This window comes from Amycolatopsis orientalis DSM 43388 (assembly GCF_000411975.1).
Classification (GTDB): Bacteria; Actinomycetota; Actinomycetes; order Mycobacteriales; family Pseudonocardiaceae; genus Amycolatopsis; species Amycolatopsis orientalis_D.
The window spans coordinates 50,335-72,605 of the sequence record NZ_ASXG01000063.1; the positions used below are offsets into that span (position 1 = coordinate 50,335).

Annotated in this window: 19 protein-coding genes; 6 read left to right on the plus strand and 13 right to left on the minus strand. The window is 69.0% G+C overall.

What is annotated here, in order from left to right:
• Positions 1–41: 41 nt before the first annotated feature.
• From L942_RS10780 to kdpF, 6 genes are read right to left on the minus strand one after another with little or no spacing between them, the layout of a single operon-like run.
• Positions 42–740 (minus strand): response regulator, encoded by a 699-nt coding sequence (locus L942_RS10780; protein WP_037358276.1) that lies wholly within the window; start codon positions 738–740, stop codon positions 42–44.
• Complete coding sequence (locus L942_RS10785) at positions 737–3,295, minus strand: sensor histidine kinase (protein ID WP_051165871.1); 2,559 nt, start codon at positions 3,293–3,295, stop codon at positions 737–739. Before L942_RS10785 ends, L942_RS10780 begins: the two co-directional genes overlap by 4 nt.
• 4 nt (positions 3,296–3,299) lie before the next feature.
• On the minus strand, positions 3,300–3,911 hold the full coding sequence (locus L942_RS10790) for a potassium-transporting ATPase subunit C (RefSeq protein ID WP_037358279.1): 612 nt from the start codon (positions 3,909–3,911) through the stop codon (positions 3,300–3,302).
• A gap of 1 nt (position 3,912) precedes the next feature.
• Positions 3,913–6,015, minus strand: coding sequence for a potassium-transporting ATPase subunit KdpB (kdpB, locus tag L942_RS10795; protein WP_037358281.1), 2,103 nt, complete (start codon positions 6,013–6,015; stop codon positions 3,913–3,915).
• Positions 6,012–7,673 carry a potassium-transporting ATPase subunit KdpA gene (gene kdpA, locus L942_RS10800; RefSeq protein WP_037358284.1) on the minus strand — a complete coding sequence of 554 codons (1,662 nt, stop codon included), beginning with the start codon at positions 7,671–7,673 and terminating at the stop codon, positions 6,012–6,014. The genes kdpB and kdpA overlap by 4 nt, the downstream gene beginning before the upstream one ends.
• Before the next feature lies 1 nt (position 7,674).
• A complete protein-coding gene (gene kdpF, locus L942_RS10805) occupies positions 7,675–7,776 on the minus strand; it encodes a K(+)-transporting ATPase subunit F (protein ID WP_037358287.1) in 102 nt (33 codons plus the stop codon).
• Between the two features lie 422 nt (positions 7,777–8,198).
• Between kdpF and asnB the strand changes: the two genes are divergently transcribed.
• Positions 8,199–10,040 carry an asparagine synthase (glutamine-hydrolyzing) gene (gene asnB, locus L942_RS10810; RefSeq protein ID WP_037358289.1) on the plus strand — a complete coding sequence of 614 codons (1,842 nt, stop codon included), beginning with the start codon at positions 8,199–8,201 and terminating at the stop codon, positions 10,038–10,040.
• Positions 10,041–10,137: 97 nt separating this feature from the next.
• Here asnB and L942_RS10815 read toward each other — a convergent pair whose 3' ends face one another.
• Positions 10,138–10,641 (minus strand): GNAT family N-acetyltransferase, encoded by a 504-nt coding sequence (locus L942_RS10815; protein WP_037358292.1) that lies wholly within the window; start codon positions 10,639–10,641, stop codon positions 10,138–10,140.
• 316 nt (positions 10,642–10,957) lie between these two features.
• Here L942_RS10815 and L942_RS10820 point away from each other — a divergent pair, with 316 nt between their 5' ends.
• The gene (locus L942_RS10820; RefSeq protein ID WP_037358295.1) at positions 10,958–11,554 is read left to right on the plus strand and encodes a TetR/AcrR family transcriptional regulator; all 597 of its coding nucleotides are present in this window, start codon (positions 10,958–10,960) and stop codon (positions 11,552–11,554) included.
• Between the two features lies 1 nt (position 11,555).
• Here L942_RS10820 and L942_RS10825 read toward each other — a convergent pair whose 3' ends face one another.
• Both L942_RS10825 and L942_RS10830 read right to left on the minus strand, forming a co-directional pair.
• Complete coding sequence (locus L942_RS10825) at positions 11,556–12,557, minus strand: Gfo/Idh/MocA family protein (RefSeq protein ID WP_051165873.1); 1,002 nt, start codon at positions 12,555–12,557, stop codon at positions 11,556–11,558.
• Positions 12,554–13,564, minus strand: coding sequence for a LacI family DNA-binding transcriptional regulator (locus L942_RS10830; protein ID WP_037358298.1), 1,011 nt, complete (start codon positions 13,562–13,564; stop codon positions 12,554–12,556). The genes L942_RS10825 and L942_RS10830 overlap by 4 nt, the downstream gene beginning before the upstream one ends.
• A 108-nt stretch (positions 13,565–13,672) precedes the next feature.
• Here L942_RS10830 and L942_RS10835 point away from each other — a divergent pair, with 108 nt between their 5' ends.
• The 4 genes from L942_RS10835 to L942_RS10850 are packed head-to-tail and all read left to right on the plus strand — an operon-like array spanning position 13,673 to position 17,367.
• Positions 13,673–14,545, plus strand: a complete 873-nt coding sequence (locus tag L942_RS10835) for a sugar phosphate isomerase/epimerase family protein (RefSeq protein ID WP_037358300.1) — start codon at positions 13,673–13,675, stop codon at positions 14,543–14,545.
• Between the two features lie 25 nt (positions 14,546–14,570).
• Complete coding sequence (locus L942_RS10840; RefSeq protein WP_037358303.1) at positions 14,571–15,569, plus strand: sugar ABC transporter substrate-binding protein; 999 nt, start codon at positions 14,571–14,573, stop codon at positions 15,567–15,569.
• On the plus strand, positions 15,566–16,594 hold the full coding sequence (locus tag L942_RS10845) for an ABC transporter permease (protein WP_037358305.1): 1,029 nt from the start codon (positions 15,566–15,568) through the stop codon (positions 16,592–16,594). The genes L942_RS10840 and L942_RS10845 overlap by 4 nt, the downstream gene beginning before the upstream one ends.
• Positions 16,591–17,367: an ATP-binding cassette domain-containing protein gene (locus tag L942_RS10850; protein WP_037358306.1), complete on the plus strand. Its 777-nt coding sequence runs from the start codon at positions 16,591–16,593 to the stop codon at positions 17,365–17,367. Before L942_RS10845 ends, L942_RS10850 begins: the two co-directional genes overlap by 4 nt.
• Positions 17,368–17,400: 33 nt before the next feature.
• Here the strand turns inward: L942_RS10850 and L942_RS10855 are convergent, their stop codons facing one another.
• The 4 genes from L942_RS10855 to L942_RS10870 all read right to left on the minus strand — a co-directional run bounded on the left by L942_RS10855 (position 17,401) and on the right by L942_RS10870 (position 22,116).
• On the minus strand, positions 17,401–18,222 hold the full coding sequence (locus tag L942_RS10855) for an alpha/beta fold hydrolase (protein ID WP_037358308.1): 822 nt from the start codon (positions 18,220–18,222) through the stop codon (positions 17,401–17,403).
• Between the two features lie 67 nt (positions 18,223–18,289).
• On the minus strand, positions 18,290–19,234 hold the full coding sequence (locus tag L942_RS10860; RefSeq protein WP_037358311.1) for a PD40 domain-containing protein: 945 nt from the start codon (positions 19,232–19,234) through the stop codon (positions 18,290–18,292).
• The gene (locus L942_RS10865; RefSeq protein ID WP_037358314.1) at positions 19,231–20,463 is read right to left on the minus strand and encodes an MFS transporter; all 1,233 of its coding nucleotides are present in this window, start codon (positions 20,461–20,463) and stop codon (positions 19,231–19,233) included. The genes L942_RS10860 and L942_RS10865 overlap by 4 nt, the downstream gene beginning before the upstream one ends.
• Positions 20,464–20,472: 9 nt before the next feature.
• Positions 20,473–22,116: a discoidin domain-containing protein gene (locus L942_RS10870; protein ID WP_106964857.1), complete on the minus strand. Its 1,644-nt coding sequence runs from the start codon at positions 22,114–22,116 to the stop codon at positions 20,473–20,475.
• Positions 22,117–22,271: the final 155 nt, after the last annotated feature.

The window sequence follows — 22,271 nt, forward strand, 5'->3', positions numbered from 1 at the left end:
TGATTCCCTCAGGGTTCCCCTCACAGCTTTCCAGCTGGCGGTCAGATCTCGAAGCGGTATCCCATGCCGGGTTCCGTAAGGAGGTGCCGCGGCCGCGACGGCTCCGGCTCCAGCTTCCGCCGCAACTGCGCCAGATACACCCGCAGATAATGGGATTCCGTCTCATACGACGGCCCCCACACCTCGTGCAGCAGCTGTTTCTGCGCCACCAGCCGACCCCGGTTGCGGACCAGCAGTTCCAGCACACCCCACTCAGTCTTCGTCAGGTGCACCTCGCGCCCCTCGCGCAGTACCTTCTTCGCCGCCAGGTCGATCGTGAACGATCCGGTGTCCACCACGGCTTCCGCGCCGTCCGTGCCCCCGACCGACGAACGGCGCACCGCAGCACGCAATCGGGCGAGCAGTTCGTCCATTCCGAACGGTTTGGTCACGTAGTCGTCGGCGCCGGCGTCGAGTGCCTGCACCTTGTCCGCCGAATCGCCGCGCGCGGAGAGCACGATGATCGGCACCGTGGTCCAGCCGCGCAGGCCCGCGATCACCTCGGTGCCGTCCAGGTCGGGCAGGCCCAGGTCGAGCACCACCACGTCCGGTTTCGTCTCGGCGACCGCTTTCAGCGCGGCGGCGCCGTCGTGCGCGGTGATCACCTTGTACCCGCGCGCGTTGAGGTTGATCCGCAGCGCCCGCACGATCTGCGGTTCATCGTCGACGACCAGCACCGTCGCCGTTTGGTCGGCAGTCATCGCGCCGCGCCCTCCTCCGCCGATTCGGCTTCCACCAGTTCCCGGCCGGTACAGGCCGGGAGCGAGATCACCACGGTCAACCCTCCGCCCGGAGTGTCCTCGGCGCGAACGGTACCGCCCATCGCCTCGGTGAACCCCTTCGCGACCGACAAGCCGAGCCCGACCCCGGGCGTCGAGTCCCGGTCCCCGCCCAGCCGCTGGAACGGCGCGAACGCGGACTCCGCGGCACCCTTCCGCAACCCCTTGCCGTGGTCGACGATCCGCAATTCCACGAACTCCGAATGCGCGCTCGCCCGCGCCGAAACGTCGCCGCCGCCGTGTCGCAGCGCGTTGTCGAGCACGTTGGCGATCACCCGTTCCAGCAGGCCGGGATCTGCTTGCACCGAAGGCAACCGGGCGTCCACGGAGACCCGCACCTTTTCCGAGTTGTCCACATTGGACAGGGCGTGCGCGAGCACTTCGTCGTAGCCGACCGGACGCAGATGCGGGGTGACCGCACCGGTCGCCAGCCGCGACGAGTCGAGCAGGTTGTCGATCAGCCCGGCGAGCCGGTCCGCCGACAGCTCGACGGCTTCCATCAGTTCCTCAGTGTCCTCATCGGACAGAGACAGGTCCGGCGCGCGCAGGCTGCCGATCGCGGCCTTGATGGACGTGAGCGGCGTCCGCAGGTCATGTCCGACGGCGGACAACAGCGTCGTGCGCAGCTCGGTCGCCTCGGCCTTCCGCTCGGCGGCTGCCGCGGCCGCCGCCATCCGCTGCTGCCGCAGAGCGAGCAAAGCTTGTCCCGCGACGGCTTCCAGCACCCGGCGGTCCGCCGCGGGCAACGCGCGGCCACGCAACGTCAGGTGCACGTCAGCGGTCACCGCGATGTCCACATCGGCCTCGTCCGGATCCGCGCACGGCTCGCCGCCGGACAGCGCGACCTTCTCCCACTTTCCGTTGCGTTTCTCCAGCAGCGTCACGGAAGTGAGGCCGAAGTTCTCCCGCACCTTCTCCAGCAACCGCTCGATCGGGTTCGGATTGGTCAGCACGGTCCGCGCGTACGAAGCAAGCAGCGACGCCTCCGTGCGCGCCCGCGCCGCCGCCACCCCGCGCCGGGCGGCCGAAGCGACGACCAGCGCCACCATCACCGCCACTACGACCATCGCGATCAGCGTCACGACGTTCTGCGGGCTGTGCACATCCAGCGTGTACAGCGGCGGCGTGAAGAAGAAGTTCAACAGGCCCGCGCCGAAGATCGCAGCCACCAAAGCCGGACCGAGCCCGCCCACCAGCGCGACGACGACGGTGGCCAGCACGAAGAGAATCACGTCCGTGGAGAACTCGACCGCGTCGCGCAGCAGCACGCCGAGCACGGTCGCGACGACCGGCGCCACGATGCTCAGCACCCAGCCCATCACGAGCCGCGAAGGAGCCAGCGGGCTTGTGCCCAAGCGCGCCCGGAGCCGTCCGCCGGCGTAGGAGTGCGTGACCATGTGCACGTCGATCGGCCCGGACTGCTGGATCACTGTCGCGCCGATGCCCTCGTCGAAGAGCCGCGCGATCCGGGAACGCCGCGAAGTGCCGATGACCAGCTGCGTCGCGTTGACCCCGCGCGCGAAGTCGAGCAACGCGGTCGGCACGTCGTCGCCCACCACCGCGTGGAAGGTCGCGCCGACCTCCTCGGCCAGCGTGCGGCAGCGGGCCATCGCGGTCGGCCCGAGCCCGGCCAGGCCGTCGCCGCGCAGGATGTGCACGACCTGCAGTTCCGCCCCCGCCCGGTTGGCGATCCGGCTGGCACGGCGGATCAGCGTCTCGCTTTCCGGCCCGCCGGTGATCGACACGACCACCCGTTCGCGCGTTTCCCAGGTATCGGTGATCTTCTGCTCGGCCCGGTAGCGCTGCAGCGCGACATCGACCTGGTCGGCCACCCACAGCAGCGCCAGCTCGCGCAGCGCGGTGAGGTTGCCCGGCCGGAAGTAGTTGCCCAGCGCCGCGTCGATCCGCTCGGCCGGGTAGACGTTGCCGTGCGCGAGCCGCCGCCGCAGCGCCTCCGGCGTGATGTCCACCAGTTCCAGCTGCTCCGCGCGGCGCACGACCTCGTCCGGCACGGTTTCCTGCTGGGTGACGCCGGTGATCCGCTCGACCACGTCGTTGAGGCTCTGCAGGTGCTGGACGTTGACCGTGGACAGCACGTCGATGCCCGCTTCGAGCAGCTCCTCGATGTCCTGCCAGCGTTTCTCGTGCCGTCCGCCGGGCACGTTCGTGTGCGCCAGCTCGTCCACGACGACGACCTCGGGCGCGCGGGCGAGCACCGCGTCGAGATCCATTTCGGCGAACTCGTGCCCGCGGTGGCGGACCGTGCGCCGCGGCACGACCTCCAGCCCGTCGAGCAGGTCGGCGGTCTTCTTCCGGCCGTGCGTCTCGACCAGGCCGACGACCACGTCGGTGCCGCGGTCGAGGCGGCGGCGCGCTTCGCCGAGCATGGCGAAGGTCTTGCCGACGCCCGGAGCCGCGCCGAGGTAGATCCGCAGTTCGCCTCGGCGCGGCTTCGGGGGTGTGTCAGAGGTGCTCACTGTGTCAGTGTGCGCCAGGAGCGGCCGAATGCACGGCAAGGTTGAGCCGGAGCACATTCACGCCCGGCACACCGATCCCGTTGCCGGTCGTGTTGTCCGCGACCAGCTGCCGCACCTTCTCCTCGCTCAGCCCGGTGTTGCGGGCCACGCGCAGCACCTGCAGGTCGGCGTAAGCGACGCTGATCGACGGGTCGAGGCCGGAACCCGAGGCGGTCACCGCGTCCGCGGGCACCTCCGTCGGGGCGACGCCCTCGCGCTTGGCGATCAGGTCCCGCCGCTGCGCGATGGCCTTGGCCAGATCCTCGTTGTACGGCCCCTTGTTGGACGGCCCCGACGTCGACGGGTCGCCCGGTCCGAGCACGTCCTTCGAGCTGGCCGAGGGCCGGTTGTGGAACCACGGGTCGTGCGCGGGGTCGGCGGGCACCGGGTCGATCCCGATCAGCGACGAGCCGACGGCCTGGCCGTGCTGTGTCACCACCGAGCCCTCGGCGTTCGCGTGGAGGCCGGGGACGCGGGACACCGCCCACACGCCCAGCGGATAGAGGATGCCGAGCAGCACGGTCATCGCGAGGAGCAGGCGCAGGCCCGCCCAGGTCTGCTTGAGCAAGACGTTCATGTCAGCCAATCCCTGGAATGTGGCGCACGATCAGGTCGATCACCCAGATCCCGAGGAACGGGCTGACGATCCCGCCGAGGCCGTAGACGAGCAGGTTGCGGCGCAGCAGCGCGGACGCCGACGACGGCCGGTACCGCACGCCGCGCAGGGCGAGCGGGATCAGCGCGACGATGATCAGCGCGTTGAAGATCACCGCGGACAGGATCGCCGACTTCGGCGTCGCCAGGTGCATGATGTTGAGCGCGCCGAGCTGGGCGAAAATGCTGGTGAACATCGCCGGCAGGATGGCGAAGTACTTCGCCAGGTCGTTCGCCACGCTGAACGTGGTGAGCGCGCCGCGGGTGATCAGCAGCTGCTTGCCGATGCCGACGATCTCGATCAGCTTCGTCGGGTTCGAGTCGAGGTCGACCATGTTCCCGGCCTCTTTCGCCGCCATTGTCCCGGTGTTCATCGCCACGCCGACGTCGGACTGCGCGAGCGCGGGCGCGTCGTTCGTGCCGTCGCCGGTCATCGCGACGAGCCGGCCGCCCTCCTGCTCCTTCTTGATGAGCGCCATCTTGTCCTCGGGCTTGGCCTCGGCGAGATAGTCGTCGACGCCCGCGTCCTGTGCGATGGCTTTCGCGGTGAGCGGGTTGTCGCCGGTGATCATCACCGTTTTGATGCCCATCGAGCGCAGTTCCTCGAAGCGCTCCTTCATGCCCGGCTTCACCACGTCCGACAGCCGGATCACGCCGCGCACGAAAGCCGTCCCGCCCGCCGCTTCCGCGACCACCAGCGGGGTGCCGCCCTGCTGGCTGATCTCGTCCACGACGCGTTCGGTCTCGTCCGGCACGTCGCCGCCGCGGTCGCGTACCCACTCGCGCACCGCCGAGGTCGCGCCCTTGCGGACCTCGCGGCCATCCAAGTCGACGCCGCTCATCCGCGTCTGCGCGGTGAACGGCACGAACTCGGCGAGCTTCTCGCTGTTGTCCGCCGCGGCCGGAAGGCCGTGCCGCTCGGCGATCAGCTCGACGATGCTGCGGCCTTCCGGCGTGCCGTCGGCGAGGCTGGACAGCCGGGCCGCACGGGCCAGGTCGTCCACAGTGGACTCGCCGACCGGGATCAGCTCGGTCGCGCGCCGGTTGCCGAAGGTGATCGTGCCGGTCTTGTCGAGCAGCAGCGTCGACACGTCGCCGGCGGCTTCGACCGCCCGGCCGGAGGTGGCGAGGACGTTGCGCTGCACCAGCCGGTCCATCCCGGCGATGCCGATCGCGCTCAGCAGCGCGCCGATCGTCGTCGGGATCAGGCAGACCAGCAGCGCGGTCAGCACGATCACCGACTGCTCGCTGCCGGAGTAGGCCGCCATCGGCTGCAGCGCCACGACGGCGAGCAGGAAGATGATGGTCAGGGTCGACAGCAGGATGGTCAGCGCGATCTCGTTCGGCGTCTTCTGCCGGGAAGCGCCTTCCACCAACGCGATCATGCGGTCCACAAAGGACTCTCCGGGCTTGGTGCCGATCCGCACGACGATCCGGTCGCTCAGCACCGTGGTGCCGCCGGTGACCGCGCTGCGATCGCCGCCGGACTCGCGGATCACCGGGGCCGATTCGCCGGTGATGGCCGATTCGTCGACCGTGGCGATGCCTTCGACGACGTCGCCGTCCCCGGGGATCACCTGTCCGGCCTCGACCACCACCCGGTCGCCGACGCGCAGGTCCGCCCCGGGCACCTGCTCCTCGGAACCGTCCTCGGTGAGCCGCCGCGCGACGGTCTCCTTTTTGGTCCGCCGCAACGTTTCCGCCTGCGCCTTGCCCCGCCCTTCGGCGACGGCCTCGGCCAGGTTCGCGAACACGACAGTGAACCACAGCCAGACCGCGATGAGGACGGAGAACACGCTCGGATCGGTGATCGCGAAGACCGTGGTCAGGACCGAACCGGCCCACACCACGAACATCACCGGGTTCTTGAGCTGATGCCGCGGGTTCAGCTTGCGCAGCGCGTCCGGCAGGGACGCCCACAGCTGCCTCGGGTTGAACACCCCGGCTCCGACTCTGCTGGCGTTCACGGTGTTTTTGGAGTGCTGCTGCGTCTCCTCTTCGGGAGTCCGCTCTTGAGTGAGGGTCATGCCAACGCCTCCGCGATGGGCCCCAGCGCGAGCGCCGGGATGAACGTGAGGGCCGCGACGAGGACGACGGTGCCGGTCAGCAACGTCCCGAACAGCGGCCCGGTGGTGGGCAGCGTGCCCGAGGTTTCGGGGACTTTCTTCTGCGCCGCGAGCGAACCCGCCAGGCAGAGCACCGCGACGATCGGCACGAAGCGGCCGATCAGCATGGCCACCGAAAGCGATGCCTGGAACCAGTCGCTGGTCGCGGTGAGACCGCCGAAGGCACTGCCGTTGTTGTTGCCCGCGGACGCGTAGCCGTACAGGACTTCGGACAGCCCGTGCGGGCCCGAGTTGCCGAGCGCGTCCCGGGTTCCGGGCAGCATCAAGGCGATGCCGGAGCCGAGCAGGACCACGGTGGGCATCGCGAGCATCGCGATCGCGGCGCAGGTGACCTCGCGCTTGCCGAGCTTCTTGCCGAGGTACTCCGGCGTCCGGCCGACCATCAGCCCGGCGAGGAACATCGCGATCACCGCCATCACGAGAATCCCGTACAGCCCGGTGCCGACGCCGCCCGGCGAAATCTCGCCGAAGAGCATGTTCAGCATCGTGCCCCCGCCGCCGAGGCCGGACAGGCTGTCGTGCGCGCCGTTGACCGCGCCGGTCGACGTGCCGGTGGTGGTGTCGGCGAACAGCGACGTGCCGCCGATGCCGAACCGCTGTTCCTTGCCTTCGAGATTCGCCCCCGCGGCCAGCGCCGCCGGGCTGTTCGTGCGCGCCTCGGACGTCCAGATCACCGCGAGCATCGCCGCCCACAGGCCGGCCATCACCGACAGCAGGACGTAGCCCTGCTTGCGGTTGCCGACCAGCTGCCCGAAGGCGCGGGTGAGGCAGACCGGGAGGACGAGGATCAGGAACATCTCGACGACGTTGGTCCAGACGTTCGGGTTCTCGAACGGGTGCGCGGAGTTGGCGTTGAAGATGCCGCCGCCGTTCGTGCCGAGTTCCTTGATCGCTTCCTGGCTCGCTGCCGGGGCGAGCGCGATCGTGCTGCTGCTGCCGTCCGGGTTCGTGACCGCGACGCCGGAACGCAGGCTCTGCACCACGCCGAGCGCCACGAGGACGAGCGCGAACACGAACGCCATCGGCAGCAGCACCCGGATCGTGCCGCGCGTCAGGTCGACCCAGAAATTGCCCAGCCGGTCGGTGCGCGAGCGGAGGAATCCGCGCGTCACCGCGATCGCCACGGCGAGCCCGACGCCCGCGGACAGGAAGTTCTGCACGGTGAGCCCGGCCATCTGGACGAAGTGGCCCATGGTCGTCTCGGGCGTGTACGACTGCCAGTTCGTGTTGGTCACGAAGGAAACCGCGGTGTTGAAGGCGACCGCGGGCGAAACCGGCCCGCGGCCGAAATTCCACGGCAGGATCGACTGCAGGCGCTGCAGCAGATACAGCAGGAGCACCGAGACGAACGAGAAGCCGAGCACGCCGGAGGCGTAGGTCTTCCAGTGCTGTTCGGTGTTCGGGTCGACCCGGACGATCTGGTACAGGGCCTTCTCCACCCGCAGATGCTTCTCGGTGGAGAAGACGCGGGCGAGGTAGTCGCCGAGGGGTTTGTAGACCACCGCGAGGGCGACCAGGAGCACGCCGGCTTGCAGGAAGCCGGCCGCGACGTCACTCATCTCAGAATTTCTCCGGCCTCACGAGGGCGACGAACAGGTAGCCGAGGAGGCCAAGCGCCAGCAGCCCGCCGACGATGTTGGCCACGGTGCCCGCGCCGCTCACAGCTTCTCCAGCCCGCGCAGGACACCGGCGAGCACCACGAAAACGCCGATGAGCAATAGGGCGTACAGCAAATCCGCCACGAGGCACCTCTCAGGAAGGGTCACCCGGCACGGGTGACCGTCGGTCGAGAGCCACTGTGCGGTTGCCGCGGAGGGCGAGCACCCGCGGCTGACGCCTCCTTGACGCCCCGGCCTGGGGGCGTTTACGCGATCTTGACGGCCGGTGACCCGGGCCACCGCGGCGAGCGCGTCCGGGCCGGGCGGGGGCGGGCAACTGTCCGTAGTTGGTGGGTGACTTGCGGCACAGCTGGTAGTGGATCAAGGACAGAGAGTGCAATTCGGGCAGACAAGCCGCGGGGTCCGTGTTACACCTGAGTAACCGATAGTTGTATCTGCTAACTAACTAGGCTCAGGAGGTCTCGTATGTGCGGAATCGCGGGCTGGGTTTCCTACGACACCGATCTCACGCAGCAGCAGGAGATCGCGGACGCGATGACCGAAACCATGGCCTGCCGAGGACCGGACGACCGCGGGACCTGGATCCGCCGTTCGGTCGCGCTGGGCCACCGCCGGCTCGCCATCATCGACTTGCCGGGCGGCCGCCAGCCAATGAGCGTCCGGACGCCGAACGGCGAAGTCGCCATGGTCTACAGCGGCGAGGCGTACAACTTCTCCGAACTTCGTGAAGAACTCACCAAACTGGGCCATCGCTGGGAGACCGACAGCGACACCGAGGTCGTGCTGCACGGCTACCTGCAGTGGGGCACCGAGGTCGTGGACCACCTCAACGGCATGTACGCGTTCGCGATCTGGGACGAGCGCGACCAGAAACTGGTGATGATCCGCGACCGGATGGGCATCAAGCCGTTCTACTACTACCCCACCCGCGACGGCGTCCTGTTCGGCTCGGAGCCGAAGGCGATCTTGGCGAACCCGTTGGCGCGCAAGGTGGTCGACAGCGACGGCCTGCGCGAGCTGATGGGCTTCACGAAGCGTCCGGGCTGGTCGCTGTGGAAGGGCACGTACGAGGTCGACCCGGCCACCGTCGTGACGGTGACCCGCGAGGGCATCAACACCCGCACCTACTGGAAGCTCGACGCCAAGCAGCACACCGACGACCAGGAGACGACGGTCGAGCGCGTGCGCGAGCTGATGACCGACATCGTGCACCGGCAGCTGGTCGCCGACGTCCCGCGCTGCGTCCTGCTGTCCGGCGGCCTCGACTCGAGCGCGGTCACCGGTCTCGCCGCCGCGCGGCTGGCCGAGCAAGGCGAACAGCTGCGCACCTTCTCGGTCGACTTCTTCGGGCAAGAAGAGAACTTCCAGCCGGACGAAATGCGCGACACCCCGGACTCGCCCTACATCCGCGACGTCGCCAAGCTCGTCGGGTCCGCGCACCAGGACGTGATGCTCAACCCGGCCGACCTGAGCGACCCCGAGGTGCGCCGCGCGGTGCTGCGCGCCCGCGACATCCCCACCGGGCTCGGCGACATGGACACGTCGTTGTACCTGCTGTTCAAGGCGATCCGGGCGGAATCGACGGTGGCGCTGTCCGGCGAATCGGCCGACGAGGTCTTCGGCGGCTACCGCTGGTTCCACGACGAGGCCGCGGTCAAGGCGGACACCTTTCCGTGGCTGGCGTTCCGCAACAGCCTGATGGACAACCGCGAATCGCTGCTCGAACCGGGCCTCGCCGCGAAGCTGGACCTGGAGTCCTACATCGACGACCAGTACCGGACCGCGGTGTCCCAAGTGGACTTGCTGGACGGCGAATCCGAGCGGGAGTCCCGGATGCGGGTCATCTGCAACCTGCACCTGACCCGCTTCGTGCGGCAGCTGCTCGACCGCAAGGACCGGATGTCGATGGCGGTGGGCCTGGAAGTGCGCGTGCCGTTCTGCGACCACCGGCTCGTGGAGTACGTCTACAACACGCCGTGGGCGCTGAAGACCTACGACGGCCGGGAAAAGAGCCTGCTGCGGCACGCGACGAAGCACGTGCTGCCCGCGTCGGTGCGGGACCGGGTGAAGAGCCCGTATCCGTCCACTCAGGACCCGGGGTACGCGGTGGCGCTGCAGCAGCAGGTCAAGGAAGCGCTGGCGCAGAAGGACAACCCGGTGTTCCAGATGGTCAACCGGGAATGGCTGCGGCAGTGCGCGGAAACCGACCCGGCGGCGATCAGCCAGGCGCAGCGCGTCGGCATGGACCGGTCGCTGGACCTGCACCACTGGTTCGACCTGTACTCGCCGGAGCTGGAACTCAATTGATCCGGTTCTCCCGGGACCGTCCGTGAAGGGCTCCTTGACGGAATCTGATTCCCTCAAGGAGCCCTTCACGGACTTCGGCATCCCGCGGCGGGGCCGGTCAGAAGTCCAGGTGCGCGTCGATTTCCGTGCCGCGGACGTCCAGTTCCGCGCCGGCTCCGCTCAGCAGCCGCCGGGCCGCCGCGTTGTCCACTGTGGTCGTCGCGACGAACTTGGCCGCACCGCCGTCGCGGGCCGCGTCCAGCAGCACCGCGGCCACCTTGCGGCCGATCCCGCGTCCGCGCGCCGAACGGCCGAGCCACACCCCGGCCTCGACCTCCAGCGCGGCCCGCCCGGACACCGGCCGCAGCCGGGCCGCTCCGCGGACCTCGCCGTCGACCTCCACGACCCACGTCGTCTCGATGGCCGTGTCCGGATTGAGCGATCGTCGGCGGTGAAAGGCGAGAAACGCTTCGCGGCGGGCTTCGGTCCAGCCGGCGGGACCTTCCACCGGCGGCATGACCTCAGTCGGTTCGGCGTCGGCCACCGCGGCTGCCAGCAGCCGTTCCAGCCCCTGCTCGTCGAGCGGGATCAGCACGATCTCGGATTCTCCGGATCCAGGCACGCCCCGCAGCTTGGCACGCGAAGCCGCCCGGCGCTACCCGATCGGCCCAGTCGTTACCAGGGAACCTGCGCTTCCAGCACGTCCACGACCGCCGGCACGCTTTCCCGCGCAGTCCTTCGAGGACTCTCAACCGGCTCAACGCATTCGTGATCATCACTTCGGCGAATCTCTCGGCAGGCAGACCGGTCCGCTCCGTCGCACGCGGCTATCTGCGCTTCGCCGGTCATCTCCAGGTGCTCAGGCAGCCCGACCGTGGCCGCTCCCTTAGCTAGACGCAACGTCACGTCTAGGTCCGGGGCGGGGTAGGGTGTCCGGTATGCCCGCAGTCAATTCGCAGCCCCGCAGGGCACGCTCCGGCAACCGGCGCGACGAGGCCGCACGCTTGGCCGTGCTCCACGCCGCCGACGACCTCCTGGTCGAGCACGGCTTCGGCGCGTTGACCGTCGAAGCGATCGCCCGCCGGGCCGGCGTCGCGAAGCAGACGATCTACCGGTGGTGGCCGTCGAAGGTCGAAATCCTGCTGGACACGCTGATCGAGGACAGCGACAAACGCGTGCCGGTGCCGACGGAACTCCCGACCGCCGAGGGCATTCGCGCGTATCTGCGCGACTTCGCGCACTTCCTGGCCGAAGACCCGGCAGGGAAATGCCTCCTCGCCCTGCTGGCCGAAGCCCAGCACGACGTCGGCACCGCGGCTCGCTTCCACGAGCGTTACCTGGAGCCGCGGCAGCTCGCCGAGCGCGAGATGCTGACGCGGGCCGCCGAGTCAGGCGAGATTTCCCCGGTCTTGGACCCGGAAGCCACCAGGGACGCGTTGCTGGGGCCGATTGTCTACTGTGCACTGACCGGAGCGGCGGTACCGGCGGATTTGATGGATACGTTGGTGGAGAAGCTGCTTCGCCCGCGAGCGTGAGCTACCGCCGCACCTCGGCGACCCGCACCGGGCGGTTCTCCCTCCGCGAGACCTCGCATGCCTCCGCGATGTAGAACGCCTCCAGCGCATCCCCCGCCCCCGCGGGCGACGGGATCCGCCGAGCGGCGACGTCCAGGAACGCCCGCAGCTCAGCGGCATAAGCCGTCCGGAAGCGTTCCATGAAACCGGGATACGCCGGTCCCGGCAACGGCTTGGCCCCGGGCTCCACCGATCGCAGCGGGGCCTGGTCGTCCAAGCCCACCACGGCGTTCCCCAGCGAACCCAGTGCCTCGAAGCGCACGTCGTAGCCCGCGCCGTTGTAGCGCGACAGCGAGACCGTCGCGAGGGTTCCGTCGTCGAGGGTCAATGAGACCGCCGCGGTGTCGACATCCCCCGCGTCCGCGAAGAACTGCTCGCCTTTGTTGCTCCCCAAGGCGAACACTTCCGAGACCTCCCGGCCGGTCACCCACCGGATGATGTCGAAATCGTGCACCCCGCAGTCCCGGAACAGGCCGCCGGAATGCGCGATGTAGGCCGCGGGCGGCGGGGCCGGGTCCAATGTGGTCGCCCGGACGCTGTGCAGCCAGCCCAGTTCCCCGCTCTCGACCGCGACCCGCGCGGCCTGGTAGCCCGCGTCGAACCGGCGCTGGAAACCGATCTGCACCGGGACGTCCGAGCCCGCGATCCGGTCGAGCACCGCGAGTGTGCCGGGGATGTCCGCGGCGACCGGTTTTTCGCAGAACACCGGCACCCGTGCGTCGACCGCCTGGATGATCAGCTCCGGATGCGCGTCCGTGGCCGCGGCGACGACCAGACCGTCCAGACCAGCTTGGAAGAGCGCGTCGATTCCCTCCGCCGCCTCGAGACCGAGCCGAGCAGCGACCGACTTCGCTCGCGCGGGATCCGCGTCCGCGACCACCACCGAGGTGACCTCGTCGAAGCTCGCGAGCGTCTCCGCGTGCGCGGCGCCGATCCGTCCGGCCCCGGCCAGTCCCAACCTCATCGTTGCGTCTCCCCTGAATTGGGCCCCGTGGTCTCGCGCACGACCAGGGACGGATGAAGCAGATGGCGCACCGGTTCAGTGCGCTCCCCGCGGATGCGCTCCAGCAGCGCATCGAACGCCAGCCGCGCCATTTCCGTGCGCGGCTGGTCCACTGTGGTCAACGAAATGTGCCGCAGGGAAGCCAAGGACGTGTTGTCGTACCCGACCACCGAAACGTCCTCCGGCACCCGCAAACCATGTTCCTCGAGAGCCGAAATCGCGCCGACGGCGTTGAAGTCGTTGCCCGCCACCAACGCGGTCGGCGGCGGAGCGTGTGCGGACAGCAGCTCTTGCACGGCCTTCTCGCCGGCGGTGTCGGTGTGCTCGCTGCGCACCACGATTGGCTCCAGCCCGTGCGCCCGCATCGCTCGTTGGAAACCTCGACGCCGCGCGGCGGCACCGGCCGCTCCCCCGCCGTCGAGGTGCGCGATCCGGCGATGTCCCAATTGGACCAGGTGCGCGACGGCCAGCGCCGCACCCGCCTCGCCGTCGTCGTTCACCGTATCCACAGTGGACAATCGAGATGTGCGAGACACCAGCACTACCGGACATTGCCGTGCCGCGGCTTCGATCGCCGCCGCCGGAACCACCGGCGACAACAGCACCACGCCAGCCGGACGGAACGACAGCAGACTGCGCAACGCCGCTCCTTCCCGGGAAGGCATCCGCCCGCCGGTGTTGAGAATGAGATCGAACCCGGCTGCCTGAGCCGCCGCGTCGAGCCCTTCGACCAGGTCGGCGAAGAACGCGTTCCGGAGGTCGTTCACCATCACGCCGAGTACCGTCGAGGTCCGGCTCGCCAGCGACCGAGCCATCACGTGCGGCGAATAACCCAGCTCCTCGGCCGCCTTCCGCACCGCCGCGCGCCGCTGCGCCGAGACGTTCGGTGCGTTCCGCATGACGAGCGAAACCAGCGCCCGGGACACTCCGGCGCGCGCGGCGACGTCCTCCATGGTGGGCTTCCCCATGCGAAAACCTCCCCGGAGAAACGCTTGACGCGACGGTCCGGACGCTACAAGCTTAGAGCGCTCTAATCAAGACCACGCTCGCCCCGTCCCTCCATCGGAAAGGGATCCATGACCGCGAAGATCCGCGTCGCCGCCGCCCCGATCTCGTGGGGAGTCTGCGAGGTGCCCGGCTGGGGGCGAGTGCTCGACGCCCCGGCCGTGCTCGGGGAAATGGCCGGATTGGGCATCACCGCAACCGAATTGGGCCCGCCGGGTTACCTGCCGCGCGAGCCGGCCGAGCTGAAGAAGCTCCTGGAAAGCCACCGCCTCGAACTCGTCGGCGGCTTCCTCGCCGTGCCGCTGCACGAAAACGCGGAAGCAGCGATCGCCGAAGCGGAAGACTCGGCGGCGCTCTTCGCGGCCTGCGGCGGCGAGATGCTCGTGCTCGCCGCGGCGACCGGCCTCGACGGTTACGACGAACGACCCCGCCTGACCGACGCCGAATGGTCCACTTTGGTCCGGACAGCGGGCAAAATCCGCGACGCGGCGGCAACGCACGGACTGAAAACAGTCCTGCACCCGCACGTCGGAACGCACGTGGAGACCGAGGCCGAGGTGGAGCGCTTCCTCGCCGATTCGGATCTCCAGCTCTGCCTCGACACCGGCCACCTTCTGATCGGCGGCGCCGACCCGGTCGCGCTCGCCCAGCGGCACCCGCGGCGGATCGGGCACCTGCACCTCAAGGACGTCCGCGGCGAACTGGCCGACGCCGTCCGGGCAGGCGAACTGCCGTATGCCGAAGCCGTCGCCAAGGGGCTTTACGTGCCGCTCGGCGAGGGCGACGTCGACCTCGAAGCCATGGTCCGCTCCGTCGCCGAAGCGGGCTACGACGGCTGGTACGTCCTGGAGCAGGACACCGCGCTGAGCGACGACAGCCCGGCGGATCGCCCCGGCCGGGACGTCGCGGCCAGCCTCTCGTATCTGCGCACTATCACCGGCTGACGAAGACAAGCGAGGAGAGACAACGATGTCCCATCGCTGGGAGCGCATCCGACGCTCCGGCCGCGCGGCGAGCCTGCTGGCCGCGGGCTTGCTGCTGGCGGCGTGCACCGGTCCGGCCGCCGAGCCGAAGACGACCGCGCCCGCCGCCGCCCCGACGCCGTCCGGACCGCTGAAGGTTTCGGTCATCACCCACGGCACCGCGGGCGACGCGTTCTGGAACGTGGTGAAGAACGGTGCCGAACAAGCGGGCAAAGACCTCGGAGTACAGGTCGAATACACCTCGGACGGTGATCCGGGCGCGCAGGCGAAGCTGATCGACAACGCGGTCGCGCAGCAGACCGGCGGCCTCGTGGTGTCGCTGGCGAACCCGGAGGCGCTGCGTCCGTCCATCGAGGCCGCGGTGCGCGCCGGAATCCCGGTGATCACCATCAACTCCGGCGAGGACAAAAGCGCGGCGTACGGCGCGCTCACCCACGTCGGCCAGAACGAGTCGATCGCCGGCGAGGAAGCCGGGAAGAAGTTCAAGGAACTCGGCAAGCACAAGCTGCTGTGCGTGATCCACGAGGCCGGCAACGTCGGGCAGGCGCAGCGCTGCGACGGCGCGAAAACCGGGTTCGCCGGCACCGTGCAGACGCTGCAAGTGGACATCTCCAACCCGACCGACGCCGAATCCCGCATCCGCGGCGCGGTACAGACCGACTCGTCGATCGACGCGGTGCTGACGCTGAACTCGCAGGTCGCCGCGCGGGCGGTGAGCGCGATCAAGTCGGTGGACTCGAAGGCGCAGGTCGCCACGTTCGACCTGAACTCCGACGTGGTGGCCGCGATCAAGGCCGGGGACGTGCTGTTCGCGGTCGACCAGCAGCAGTACGAACAGGGCTATCTCCCGGTGCAGTTCCTGAAGCTGTACCGGGACAACGCGAACGTCGTCGGCGGCGGCAAACCGGTGCTCACCGGACCCGATCTGGTCGACAAATCCACAGTGGACAAGGTCGGCCAGTACGTGCAAAGGGGCACCCGATGACGACCCTCGACGAACGCCTGTCGCAACCCCGGCTGACCGACCGCCTGGCGGTGCGCCCGGAAATCGGCGCGCTGCTCGGCGCGGTCGTGGTGTTCTTGTTCTTCACCTTCGCGTCCGACAAGTTCTTCAGCGCCAGCGGAGCGGCGACCTGGCTGGACGACGCGGCGACGCTGGGCATCATGGCGGTGGCCGTGTCGCTGCTGATGGTCGGCGGCGAGTTCGACCTGTCGGCGGGCGTGATGACGGCGTCGACCTCGCTGGTCACTGCGATCCTCGCCACCCAGGCCGGCTGGAACGTATGGCTCGCCCTGCTCGTCTCGCTGGTCTTCGCGCTGGCGGTCGGCGCGTTCAACGGCTGGCTGGTGATGAAAACCGGACTGCCGAGTTTCATCGTCACCCTCGGCACTTTCCTTGCCCTGCAGGGCTTGAACCTCGGCGTGACGCGGCTGGTGACCGGAACCGTGCAGGTCTCCGGGATGCGCTCGACCGACGGCTACGCGTCCGCCGGGTTCGTCTTCGCCTCCACAGCGGACATCGGCGGTACCCCGTTCCAGATCTCCATCGTCTGGTGGCTCGGCGCGATCGCGGCAGCCGCGTGGCTGCTCGTGCGGACGCGCTTCGGCAACTGGATCTTCGCGGTCGGCGGATCGGCGGCAAGCGCCCGAGCGGTCGGCGTTCCCGTGGTACGGACGAAGATCCTGCTGTTCATGGGCACCGCGCTGGCCGGCTGGCTGGTCGGCTCGATCAACATCCTGCGGTTCGCCAGCGTCCAGGCGAACCAGGGCATCGGCCTGGAATTCCAGTACATCATCGCCGCGGTGATCGGCGGCTGCCTGCTCACCGGCGGGTTCGGCTCGGCCGTCGGCGCGGCGATCGGCGCGCTGATCTTCGGCATGGCGCGGCAGGGCATCGTGTTCGCCGGCTGGGACAACGACTGGTTCATGCTGTTCCTCGGGATCATGCTGCTGGCGGCGGTCCTGGTCAACAACGCTTTGCGGCGACGCGCGGAAAGGGTGCGGCGATGAACGCTCTCCTCGAAGTCAGGAATGTCGGCAAGCGGTACGGAACCGTGGTCGCGCTGCGCGAAGTGTCCACTGTGGTCAATGCGGGCGAGGTCACCTGCGTACTGGGCGACAACGGCGCGGGTAAGTCCACTTTGATCAAGATCCTCGCCGGGGTGCACCAGCACGACGAAGGCGAGTTCCTCGTCGAAGGCGCGCCGGTGCGGTTCGCCTCGCCCCGGGAAGCGCTGGACCGCGGAATCGCCACGGTGTATCAGGACCTCGCGGTGGTGCCGCTGATGAGCGTGTGGCGCAACTTCTTCCTCGGCTCCGAACCGACCGTCGGCTTCGGCCCGTTTCGCGCCCTGGACCGGCGCAAAGGCCGGGAGCTGACGAAGAAAGCCCTAGCCGACCTCGGCATCGACCTGCGGGACGTCGAACAGCCGGTCGGCACGCTGTCCGGCGGCGAACGGCAGTGCGTCGCGATCGCCCGTGCCATCCATTTCGGCGCGAAGGTGCTGATCCTGGACGAGCCGACGGCCGCGTTGGGCGTGAAGCAGGCCGGGGTGGTGCTGAGGTACGTGGCCCAGGCCCGCGACCGGGGCCTGGGCGTCGTCCTGATCACGCACAATCCGCACCACGCATACCCGGTGGCCGACCGTTTCCTGCTCCTCAAACGCGGCACGGCGCTCGGCTCCTACGAGAAAGCGGAGATCGAACTGCCCGAGCTGACCCGGCAGATGGCGGGCGGCGCGGAACTGGAGGCGCTGGAGCACGAGCTGCGGACGGGGTCGTGAGTGTTTCCAGCCGGTTAGCACCGGCCTAGGCACTCACGAGGTCACCTTCTCCAGCCACGGCCGCACCACCGGCAGCACCGCGGCCGCCTGCATCGCGCTCATGTGGTCCAGCCCGTCGAGCACCTCGACGGTCCACCCCCGCGCTTCCAGTTCGGCGCGCTCCCACAGCAACGGCCCGGCGATGTCGACGGTCACGCCTCCCCACCGCTCGCTGTACTCGATCCGGTCCTCCGACCCGGCGAAGCACAGCCGCGGGCACGACAGCTCGACCGCCCGGTCGTCGAAGTCCTGCAACGCCTCGTACAACGTCACGAACTGCTTCGTCTGCCCCGTCGACAACTGGACGTCCACCGAATCCCAATCCCCCGGCTCAGCCGCGGATTCCGAGGCCGCCGGGCCGGCCAGCGCCATCTCGTGCGTCGCCCGGGTCACCGCGAGCATCGCCGCATACGGTCCGTCCACCGGCGGATACCCGCCCATCACCAGCGCGTCCAGCCGGTCCGTCCGCAACGCCAGCTGCAACCCGGACAGCGCCAGCCACGAGTAGCCGTAATACGAGAACCGCTCCGTCCCGGCCGCGTCCGCCACGGCCAGCAAGTCGGCCGCGAGCACGTCCGGTGTCAGATCGGCCGGATGCGCCATCCGGTGCCCCTGGTAGTCGAAAGCCACCACCCGGAACCCGGCGAATCCCTCGATCAGCGACCGGCCCAGCTCCGGATCGGCGCCCCACTGCCGGGCCGCCTCGGCCTCCGGTCCTTCCGCGGGGCTCGGGTCGACCGGGAGCAGCAGCACCGGCCCGTCCCCGTGCACCTGCGCGTCGATCCTCGTCCCGTCGTGCAGCGTCGCTTCAGCCATCTCGTCTCTTTACGTCGTAAAGTATTGTCCGGCACGACGGTACTATACGACGTAAAGAGATGTCGAATCAGCTGGCGACAGCAGGCGAGGAGGCGTCGGAGACCAGCTTGCGCGGGATCCCGGACCCGTCCGCGGGCACCGACCACACGGCGTCGTCCAGGCCGTAGAGGATCGTGTGGTCGTCCTGCCAGAGCGCTTGGTCGTCGACGCTGCGGGTCTCGGCGAGCGCGGTCTCCCGCATCGTCTTGAGGTCGAGCACGGACAGCCGCCAGACGCCCTCGCCGACCTTCTTCTTGAACGCGATCCGCGTTTCGTCCGGCGACAGCGACGGGCATTCCACGTTTTCCCGCAGCGCTTTGCCGCGGTAGGTGTCGTAGTCGCCTTCGATCAGATACGTCTTGCCCTTGGTGCCCAGCGTCGAATAGAACCGCTTGCCGTCCTTGGCGAACGTGATGCCCCAGTAGTTGACGTCCGCGGAGAAGTACCGCTTCCCGTCGACCAGGACCGGCAGTTCCTCGATCGTCTTCTCCAGCTCGCCGTTGTCCAGCTGGTAAATTCCGGCCCGCGTGGAAAACCCGGTCGCGGCATAGGAATCGCCGGTGACGAACACCGTCCAGTACACCCGTTTGCCGTCCGGCGAAACACGCGCCCGGCTCGGCGTCCCCGGCAGGTAGTCCTTGTGCGTCGTGGTGAAATTGCGATCGAGAATGCTGAAGTCGCTGACCGCGGGCAACGTGCCGGGCCGCACCGCGAGGCACATTCCGGTCGACGCGGACACGGCGAACCGATCGCATTTCAGGTCGCTGAACTTCGGCGCGGCACCAGGATTCGCGAGCGGAACGACCCCGACGTTGCCCGTCTTGGTGCTGCGGAAGAACAACTGACCAGGCGCGAGGGAAAGGTGCTCGACCTTCGCCGGTTCGGCCGGGCTGGGCCGGGCGGCCACCGTGTAGACCACCGCGGCAGCGGCGAGCACGACCGTGCCGGCCACCGCGAGAAGGACTTTCTTCATGTGCGCACCGGCCTTGCGAAAGCGGCGCCGAGCGCCACGACAGCGAGCGCTCCGGCCGCCGCCAGGACCGCGGGCTGGAGATCCCACCAGGTCCAAGCGAGTCCGAAGAGGACAGACGAGAGCATCCGGGCGGCGGCCTGTCCCGTTTGGACGACGGCCAGCCCGGTCGCCCGGAGATCGGCGGAAACCAGCGGTCCGGCGGCGGCCATCAGCACCCCGTCGGTCGCCGCGTAGAACACGCCGTGCAGCCCCAACGCCAGCGCCGCGAGCCAGAATCCGGACACCGGCCCGCACAACGCGACCAGCGCGGCGACCAAAGCGACGTGCCCGCCGAGAAACACCGGCCAGCGCCCGATCCGGTCAGCCAGTTTGCCCAGCGGAACGGCCAGCACCAGATACACCCCGGCGGTGCCGAGCGGGAGCAACGGGAAGAACGTCGCCGCGACGTCCCACCGACGCTGAAGCACCAGGTAGACAAAGGAATCGCCGAGCGTCACGAACCCGAGCAGCGCGGCCCACACCACGACCCGGCGGAACCCTCGCTCGCGCAACAACGCGAACGCCGCCCGCACGGACACCGCGGCCCGGTCGACCGCGGCGGGCCGGTCGCGGACGAACAACACCAGCAGCAGCACCGCGATCGCCGCGATGCAGAAACTGGTGAAGAACACCGACGAATAGCTGCCGAGGCTCAGCGCGAGCACGGCCATCGCGGCGAGCGGGCCGAGGAACGCGCCGACGGTGTCCATCGCGCGGTGCACGCCGAACGACCGGCCGAGCGTGTCGGGCTCGCTGGAAAGCGAAATCAGCGCGTCGCGCGGGGCGGTGCGCAGGCCCTTGCCGGTCCGGTCGGCGGCGAGCACCACGCCGATCGCCGCGACCGACGAACCGGCCGCGACCAGGCCGAGCTTGCACACCGCGGACAAGCCGTAGCCGAACCCGGCGACCGCCTTGAGCCGCCGCCACCGGTCGGCCAGGTGCCCGCCGAGCACGCGGACCACGGCGGTGGCTCCCGCGTAGAGCCCGTCGAGCAGGCCGAACTGCAGCGGGTTCAGCCCGAGGCCGAGCACCAGATACAGCGGGAGCACCGCGGTCACCATCTCCGAGGAGATGTCGGTGACCAGGCTGACCGCGCCGAGTGCGACGACGTTCGCCGACACCCGGCGCAGGCCGGCCTTCCGCTCGGTGCCCGCCGCGACGTCCGAACTGCGGCTTGCCGCGATGTACATGCCCGGCCCCTAGTTGTGGCAGGGGTAGGTCGGGCTGCTGTCCAGCACCTTGCCGTCGAGACCGATCAGCTGCTCGGAGAACGTGGTGTCGGTCATCGTCAGCTTCAGCACGCCGAAGGTGTCCTTGAGCAGCTTCGCCGTGGTCGGGTGCGCGGAGTGGACCGGGTACGGGTTCGCCCCGCCCATGCCGCCGATGATCTCGACCGGACCGGCCGGGTTGGCCTTGCCGCTCGCGTCTTGCGGGACGAACCGCTCGTAGTGGTGGTCGTGGCCGTTGAGGATCAGGTCGACCTTGTTCTGCGCGAACAGGTCCCACAGCTGCTTGGAACCGCGCTGGTCGCCGTGGTCGCCGGAGCTCCACCGCGGATGGTGGTAGTAGGCCGCGACGCAGCCCTTGGTGTTCTTCGCCAGGTCCTGCTTGATCCAGTTCATCTGGTCGGTGTCCTTGAGCTCGCCGCCGTCCTTGTCGTCGACGAAGCCGTTGGAGTCCAGCGCGATGAAATGCCAGTTGCCCATTTCCCAGCTGTAGTACCGCTTGCCGTTCGGCGTGGCGATCTTGCCGAAGTACTGCTCGTAGGCCTCGAACGGCTTGTTGTCGTCGTAGGTCTCGTGGTTGCCGGGGACCGGGTGCGTGATGTTCTTGAACGCGCCCCAGGTCTTGTCGTAGTAGTCCTTGAAGTTCTGCAGCGTCAGACCCGTGTTTTCGGAGTCGTACTGGTTGTCGCCCATGGTGATCACCGCGGCGGGGTTCATCGATTGGACCAGCTTCGCGGTCTTCGGGTGGACGCAGCTGGAACTGCTGGCGGTGCACTGCTCGGCGATGTCGCCGGCCGCGGCGAGCACGAAGGTGGTGCCCGCGGTTCCCGGCTTCGTGTGCACCTTGACCGCGCTGCTGACCGGCGAAGCGTTGCCGGCGGCGTCCTTCGCCCGGACGGTGTAGGTGTAGTCGGTATCCGGCGAGAGGCCGTTGTCGGTGTAGGACGTGGTCGCGCTGGTGGCGACGGACTTCCCGTCCCGGAAGACCTCATATCCGCTGACGCCGACGTTGTCGGTCGCGGCGGCCCAGGTCAGCGCGACGCTGTTCGCGCCGATCTCGCCCGCGGCGAGGTTCGACGGAGTGGTGGGCGCCTGGGTGTCCCCGGACGAGTCCGGCGTGCCGTAGGCCTGCAACTCCCACAGCGAATAGCCGTATTTCGTGGCGCGCTCGGTGCCGACGAAGCGCAGGAACCGGCCGTGTCCGGACAACCCGGTGAGGTCGTCGGTGCCGCCGTCGCCGTTGGTGATCGTCGCGATCGGCGTGAAGTTCTCGCCGTTGTCGGAGATCTCGATGCGGTACTTCTTGGCGTAGGCCGCTTCCCAGTTCAGCTTGACCCGGTGGACCGTGGCGGCCTGCCCGAGATCGACGCGCAGCCACTGCGCATCGGCGCTGACCGCGCTCGCCCAGCGGGTCTTGAGATTCCCGTCGACGGCGTTCTCGCCGCTCAACGTGGAGGTCTCCAACGTGGACGTGCTGACCGGTTTCCCTTGGGACAGCAGCACATCGGCGGCAGCGGCACTGGCGTCGCGCGCGGGCGAGACCGCGGCGGGCAACAGCACCACCGCGGCCGCCGGCAAGGCGAACCGGGCCAGACTTCGGACACGGGACGAGGACACGTCGCACTCCTTCGGGCCGGACGGGAACAGGGCGGCGGCGTTACGGTTCTGCGGCGTCTCGTTGCGTTAGGAAAGTTTCCTAACTAAACCGCACAGTAGCGGGCCCAGTTTCTCCCGACAAGCCCGGAACGGACGTGAAACGATCAAGACCGCCC